The organism is Prevotella sp. MGM2, assembly GCF_002933955.1.
Lineage (GTDB): Bacteria > Bacteroidota > Bacteroidia > Bacteroidales > Bacteroidaceae > Alloprevotella.
Genome location: NZ_BEWW01000018.1, coordinates 1 through 6,775, shown reverse-complemented (window position 1 = coordinate 6,775; position 6,775 = coordinate 1). Strand labels below are relative to the sequence as shown.

Sequence of the window (6,775 nt, the reverse complement as noted above, 5' to 3'; positions counted from 1 at the left end):
GTTGTAAGTAGTGCAGAAGAAAAAGTCCGTATCGGAATTTTAACACGTATACGGGGATTTTGAATTCGAATACGGGGATTTTCGGGAAGAAATACGCCGGTTTTCTCTTTGATTCCGGCTGAAAAACAATGAAAAAGCGGGACTTTCCGTGAAGAGGTCCCGCCCCGCTGTTACAAAGATACGACATTTTCCGGCGGAAAGCAAATTGTGTTAAAAATGCCGGCATGCTTTCTCAAGCCATACTATCCATAACGGCCCGAACCTTTATGGCTGTTGCCCGATGCAAGAAAACGATACCATGAATCTCAGGAAAATTCAGTAGCACAATCTGCCGAAGAATACCGCTAAAACGCATGTAACAAAGCGATTCATCTGAAAGGAAACACGGCTGCAAACGTATTATGCCGCCATCCTTTCAGCGAAAAGAAACGTTAAACTGGGCACTCTTTTTCAGGTTTTTGCAAATAAAATCTTAATTTTGAATGTTCTTTCACTCCGAAAACCGGTCGGAAGACACTGTTCTCAGCCAAGAAATCATTAACAACATAACTATTCCCATCATGAAGAAACTGATGACCCTCCTGTTGCTCTTCATCGCAACCATGACAGCCAATGCGCAGTTTGAACAAGGTAAAAAGTACGTAGGAGCCTCGGCCACCGGCCTGGGATTTTCCTATAGCGCCAATGAGAAATTCCGTTTCGGCCTCGATGCCAAAGCCGGTTATTTCGTGGCCGACTGTCTGATGCTCACTGCCAATGTGGGCTACAACCACACTCGTGCCATTGACGACGTGAACGTTGGCGCAGGAGCCCGTTACTATTTTGACCAATGCGGCGTATATCTGGGTGCCGGTGCCGAATATGCCCACTACACCTCCAACAACAACGATCTGATGGTGCCGCTGCGTGTGGGCTATTCTTTCTTCATCAACCGGCATCTCACTATCGAACCGGAGCTTTATTACAAAATGAGCACGCACGACTTTGGCAACAACAGTCAGGTGGGTGTGAGCATAGGACTCGGATTTTATTTTTAATCCGGCCTGAAGCCTGACGGGCGGACCTGTATCGGGCGCATCGCCCAAAGGACCCGAACGGGAACCGTCCGTTATCCTTTTACATTACAGAAACGCTTGATATTTTCACATGCCTAAAACAGAAATCTCAACGCTTGGCGAGTTCGGACTCATCGACCGCCTGACCAAAGACATCACCCTTGCCAACGCCTCTTCACTGCAAGGTGCAGGAGATGACTGCGCCCAGCTCTCCTACCCCGGCGGACAACGCGTACTCGTAACGAGCGACATGCTCATGGAGGGCATCCACTTTGACCTCGTTTACACCCCACTGCGCCACCTGGGCTACAAAGCGGCCATGGTGAACTTTTCCGATGTATATGCCATGAACGGCACACCGCGCCAGCTGGTGGTCAACATTGCCGTGAGCCGCCGCTTCAGTGTGGAGGACATGGACGAACTTTACGCCGGCCTGCGACTGGCCTGCGAACGCCACAGCGTAGACATTGTGGGCGGTGACACCACCTCATCGCTCACCGGACTGGCACTAAGCCTGACATGTATCGGCGAGGCTGCCCCTGACGAAGTGGTGCTGCGCTCAGGCGCAAAGGACACCGACCTGGTGTGCGTTTCGGGCAACCTGGGAGCGGCCTACATGGGCCTGCAGCTCATGGAGCGCGAAAAGCGTGTATTTGAATCGCGGCCACGCAACGCGGCCGAGGCGGCACAACCCGATTTCAGCGGCAGGGAATACCTGCTGGAACGCCTGCTGAAACCTGAGGCAAGGCGCGACATCGTGGAAGCCCTCCGCAAGGCGGGCATACGCCCCACGGCCATGATGGACATCAGCGACGGGCTTTCATCGGAAATGATGCACATCTGCAAACAGTCGGGCACAGGCTGCCGCATTTATGAGGAGCGCCTCCCCCTCGATTACCAAACGGCCGTGACGGCGGAAGAATTCAACATGAACGTATCCACATGCGCCCTCAACGGGGGCGATGACTATGAACTTCTCTTCACGGTGCCGCTGACAGACCACGAAAGGGTTTCGGCGCTGGAAGACGTGAAGGTGATAGGCCACATCACGCGGCCCGAACTCGGCTGTGCGCTCATAGCACGCGACGGACAGGAGTTCGAGCTCAAGGCGCAGGGATGGAACCCGCTGAAACAATAAGCCGTACACCCCAAAAGACTATCAGAACAGCCCCGCAGGCGTATTGTCAGAGTACAATGCCTGCGGGGCTTTATTCTCACCGGTATCCAAAGAGCGGTTATCCTCAAAAATGAGGATTGCCGGCACAGAGTAAAAAAACTATTTTTGCATCTGTTTAAAAAAAAGAAAAAAACTCATGAAATACTTCTTACCGGCACTCGCTCTTTTGTCGCTCCCCGTAGCGGCCCACACCCCGCCGGCCGACACACTGCGCTACTACAACATGGAAGAGGCCGTGGTAACGGCTACACCTAAAGAGACCACACGCTTCAGGCAACAACCCGTTTCAGCGGCTGTATTCGGAAAAAAACAGATCGAAGCCATCGACGCAAAGTCTATAAAGCATCTGGGAACCTTTGCCCCTAATTTCTACATGCCCGATTACGGCTCACGACTGACTTCGGCCGTATACATCCGCGGTATAGGATCGCGCATCAATACGCCGGCCGTGGGGCTTTATGTCGACAATATTCCGTTTTCTGACAAATCGGCCTACGACTTTTCCTTTCTTGACGTTGAGCGCGTCGATGTGCTGCGCGGCCCTCAAGGAACGCTCTACGGCCGCAACTCCATGGGAGGACTCATCCGCATTGCCACAGCCGACCCCATGCGCCGCAAAGGTACCGACATCTGTTTGGGAGCTGAAGGACGGCGAACAGGGCGGCATGCTAAAGCTGTGACCTATCTGCATCCGGCTGACAACATGGCTCTGTCGGTAGGCGGGTTCTACGAAGGTGAAGAGGGATTCTACCGGAACAAAACCACCGGCAAGAAGGCTGACAGTTCGGAAAACGGCGGTGGAAAAATAAGAGCGGTATGGGAGCCGACAGGAAAACTGCGGCTCGACCTGACGGCTTCTTACGAACACAGCAAAGAAGCGGCCTGCCCTTATTTCCTCATAAAGAACGGACACACGACTACGGACGACAACGACCTATACGCCATAACGCAGAACCGACAGAGCACCTATCGGCGCGACCTGCTCAACACCGGACTGGGGCTGACATGGCAGACACCGAAAATCGTCCTCTCATCCATCACGGCTTACCAGTATCTTAAAGACAGGCTGTTCATGGACCAGGATTTTACTTCGGCTGACATCTTTTCGCTCACACAGCACCAGCGTATCGGTACGCTCAGTGAAGAGCTGTCATTGAAGAGCCGGACGGAGGGACGATGGAAATGGACTAGCGGTGCCTTCTTCATGTATCAGGAAATGACAACGCGCTGCCCGGTGACATTCTACAACGGCGGCATAGATTACCTTAACCGGCAGTTTGCGGCCGTCATGCCGCAGCAGCCTGCCATGTCGCTGTCATTTACCGACAACACGCTGCCTTTTCAGGGCCGTTTGAACACGCCGGTGCTCAACGCGGCACTCTTTCACCAAAGTACGGTGGAACTAGGGGCCGGTCTGTCAATAGTGGCCGGTCTGAGACTTGACTATGACCATCGCCGCCTCACTCTGCAATCGGGTACAGGCACTCCTGTGAACTACCGGTTCTCCTTACCGGCATTCCACATAGAAACCGATCTTGAAGCCGACCCTACGCTCAACGGACGGCAAAGGGAGCATTCATGGCAATTGCTTCCCAAACTGGCATTGCAATACAATCATAAAGAGGGACGCGGCAACGTATATTTTGCCATATCCAAGGGATATCGCTCAGGAGGATACAACATACAAAGCTACTCTGACCTGTCACAAACGGTTTTGCAACGTTCCATGATGGGCAAAGTAAAAGATTACAGCATCGCAACGATTAACCGGCTACCGCTGCCGGAGGCTTCAAAGCAAGCGGCCATACAAGCCATGACGGCAGTCATTGACAGAAACATGCCGGCTGAACCCGCAATTGAAAGTCTGACCTACAAACCGGAGCAATCCTGGAACTACGAGCTGGGCGGGCATCTGTCTTTTTTTGACAACCGCCTGAGCACGGACTACACGTTCTTCTACATGCACACGAAGGACCAGCAGCTGGCCCGTTTCGCAGAAAGCGGTATGGGACGCGTGATGGTGAATGCCGGCAAAAGCCGTAACTGCGGAGCTGAACTGGCCATCCGAGCGGAGCTAGTCAAAGAGCGCCTGAACATTTCCGCCACCTACGGTTATACAAACTCAAAACTTAAAAACCACAACTTAGGAACGAGCCATGGAGAAACCGTCGACTACTCCGGGAACCGTGTGCCTTTTGCACCGGAACACACCCTCGGAGCAACTGCCACCTTCAGGCAACCGCTCAACTGCCGTTTTCTGAAAGCAATAGGTTGCACGGCCAATGTGTCCGGTGCCGGACGTATTTATTGGGATGAGGCCAACACTTTCAGCCAACCGTTCTATGCCTTGTTAGGGGCATCTGTCACCGCCGAATTATCTGAAGACATCAATTTAGAAATATGGGGACGCAACCTGACGGCGACACACTACACCAATTTTGCCTTTGACAGTTTGAACAACCGTTTCGCACAATACGGTAATCCCCGCAGCTTCGGCATCAACATTAATTGGCACTTTTAGGCGAAAAAGGAAATAGATCAGCAAAACATAATGCGGCATGCGGCTATTGTAATGAAAACTACAATTTCTGCACGCCGCATTTTATAATCCGATCAGTCATGGCGGGGAACGTACAAGAGATATGAAATACGACAGTTTCTTCTAAATACCTTAATTTTAAGCATGGAAATCAGACCATATAAACCCATTGATTTGGAACAGATAGCACAGTTGTTTTATGAAACAGTTCACGCAGTGAATATAAAAGATTATACCGAACGGCAAGTAAACGCATGGGCTACAGGAAATATCAATCTCAAGGAATGGGGCACTTCATTTCTAAAACATCTCACTTATGTCGCAACTGAAAAAGATATGATTATCGGTTTTGGGGATATTGACGAAACGGGATATTTAGACAGGATATATGTTCATAAGGATTTTCAAGGTCAGGGTGTTGCAACAGCAATATGCAATCGACTGGAAAACGAAATCGGAACAAAATGTATCACTGTTCATGCTTCAATTACGGCCAAACCTTTTTTGAAAAAAGGGGATATCATACGATTAAGTTTCAAGAAGTTGAGAAACAAGGGATTTTCTTAACAAATTACATAATGGCCAAAAAACTATAAGCGATCTCCACATTAATTGCAGGAGACATGTGCATGTGTCCCATCGGCACATGTACGGGAAGTGTACAGGGCGGTCAGAAGGTGAACCACATGTGATATTTCCGGAATGAAAATTTGGCGAACTGAACAGAATATGTTACTTTTGCTCACGGTTCGTGCTCACAGGCTGAGCCTGTGAGCACGAACTATTTACATACGACAAGGAAGCGTTTTGCTTTATCCTATCATCGGAAATCGCCAAAAAACTCGGAGAAGGATGAGCAGTCAAAAACGCTTCACGTTTGCGCTATATTCCACCCCGCCAGCGCGGGGGCTATATATCGGCGTGGCGTGGGGTGGACTGTTTATTTCTCCTAAGGCGTTTGGCGATGCCTCGATGATGATAATCAGTGAACATTGCCCACGCTTTTTTTGTATCATCAACTTTAAAAAAAGCCGACACGGGGCAATGAGCGGCGCTTCTGTGAAAACTATGTTACAGAAAACAACACTCAAAAGGTCTTTCAGAAGGAAAGCCCTGCTATTGCTTTTGGCCCTCTTCGGCACCGTTGCCGTTCAGGCCGAATTGTGGACTCCCGTAGGGGAGGTGGAATGGACTGAAGGCGCACTCACGGGATGGGATTCTAACTGGAATAAAACGTGGAAAGTGACTGTCGAACGCTCCGACACACGCCACGGCGTGTTCAGACTGCAACCTTATGCCAACCATCCATTACCTGATAGAAACGACAATGTCTACGTCTATCTTCATGCCGAGAATCCTGACAAAGTCTATCTGGAGTATTATAATTATTTTTATAGTTCCTATGGTTCTTCTTATTATCCCTACAAATATTATCATGTATTTCAACGCTGTCCTGAGAACGGATTCGATGTTCAATATTATGGGAGAATAATAGATGAAAATAGCATAGAATTTTCTCCTAATAGTTTTTCGGTTAATTCTGTTGCATATAAATCATCAAGCCGTCCGGAAAAATGGGATGATCCATTCAGTGGCATCTACTCGAAAGCCGTTCACCGGATTGTTTTTCCTGACGGCGTACTCGGCTACACCCCGCCGCAGGAATCTTGGGTGTCTGTCGGTACGGGGCACTTCGTGGACCCGTTCTTTCAGTTCACGGAAGGCGGAGTCGCTGAAGCGGATGTCACGGTTTATAAAAGCACAACGCGCAAGGATGTCTATAAACTCTCTCCACACTATCTGAATTCGGACGTGTATCTCCATGCCGAAGACCCTGACAAAGTTTATATAGATACCTATTCTGTCAAGTCTGGAGATTATACTTACGAGTTCACTCAGCAATGTCCGGAAAACGGCTCCACTTTATCTCAATACGGAAAGTTGCAGGACGGTGTTGTGGAAATACGGGTCAAGCCGAAAACACGGTGCATGAATTTTGAGAAA

The 6,775-nt window shown here is 49.9% G+C and carries 5 protein-coding genes; all 5 read left to right on the top strand.

Features of this window, described 5'->3' with window-relative positions:
- Positions 1 to 482: 482 nt before the first annotated feature.
- Entirely contained in the window at positions 483 to 1,037 is a 555-nt protein-coding gene (locus C5S62_RS00295; protein WP_223301074.1) for an outer membrane beta-barrel protein, read from the top strand.
- A gap of 109 nt (positions 1,038 to 1,146) precedes the next feature.
- Positions 1,147 to 2,193 carry a thiamine-phosphate kinase gene (gene thiL / locus C5S62_RS00290; RefSeq protein ID WP_104403570.1) on the top strand — a complete coding sequence of 349 codons (1,047 nt, stop codon included), beginning with the start codon at positions 1,147 to 1,149 and terminating at the stop codon, positions 2,191 to 2,193.
- Positions 2,194 to 2,368: 175 nt separating this feature from the next.
- A complete protein-coding gene (locus tag C5S62_RS00285; protein WP_104403569.1) occupies positions 2,369 to 4,753 on the top strand; it encodes a TonB-dependent receptor in 2,385 nt (794 codons plus the stop codon).
- Between the two features lie 162 nt (positions 4,754 to 4,915).
- Positions 4,916 to 5,338 (top strand): GNAT family N-acetyltransferase, encoded by a 423-nt coding sequence (locus C5S62_RS00280; RefSeq protein ID WP_223301073.1) that lies wholly within the window; start codon positions 4,916 to 4,918, stop codon positions 5,336 to 5,338.
- 501 nt (positions 5,339 to 5,839) lie between these two features.
- A partial coding sequence (locus C5S62_RS00275; protein WP_133159434.1) for a hypothetical protein occupies positions 5,840 to 6,775 on the top strand: 936 nt, incomplete at its 3' end.

What these genes read in the sequence shown, in the direction of transcription:
- C5S62_RS00280 (WP_223301073.1), top strand. Translation starts at nt 4,916, where the DNA reads ATGGAAATCAGACCATATAAACCCATTGATTTGGAACAGATAGCACAG.
- C5S62_RS00285 (WP_104403569.1), top strand. Translation starts at nt 2,369, where the DNA reads ATGAAATACTTCTTACCGGCACTCGCTCTTTTGTCGCTCCCCGTAGCG.
- C5S62_RS00295 (WP_223301074.1), top strand. Translation starts at nt 483, where the DNA reads ATGTTCTTTCACTCCGAAAACCGGTCGGAAGACACTGTTCTCAGCCAA.
- thiL (WP_104403570.1), top strand. Translation starts at nt 1,147, where the DNA reads ATGCCTAAAACAGAAATCTCAACGCTTGGCGAGTTCGGACTCATCGAC.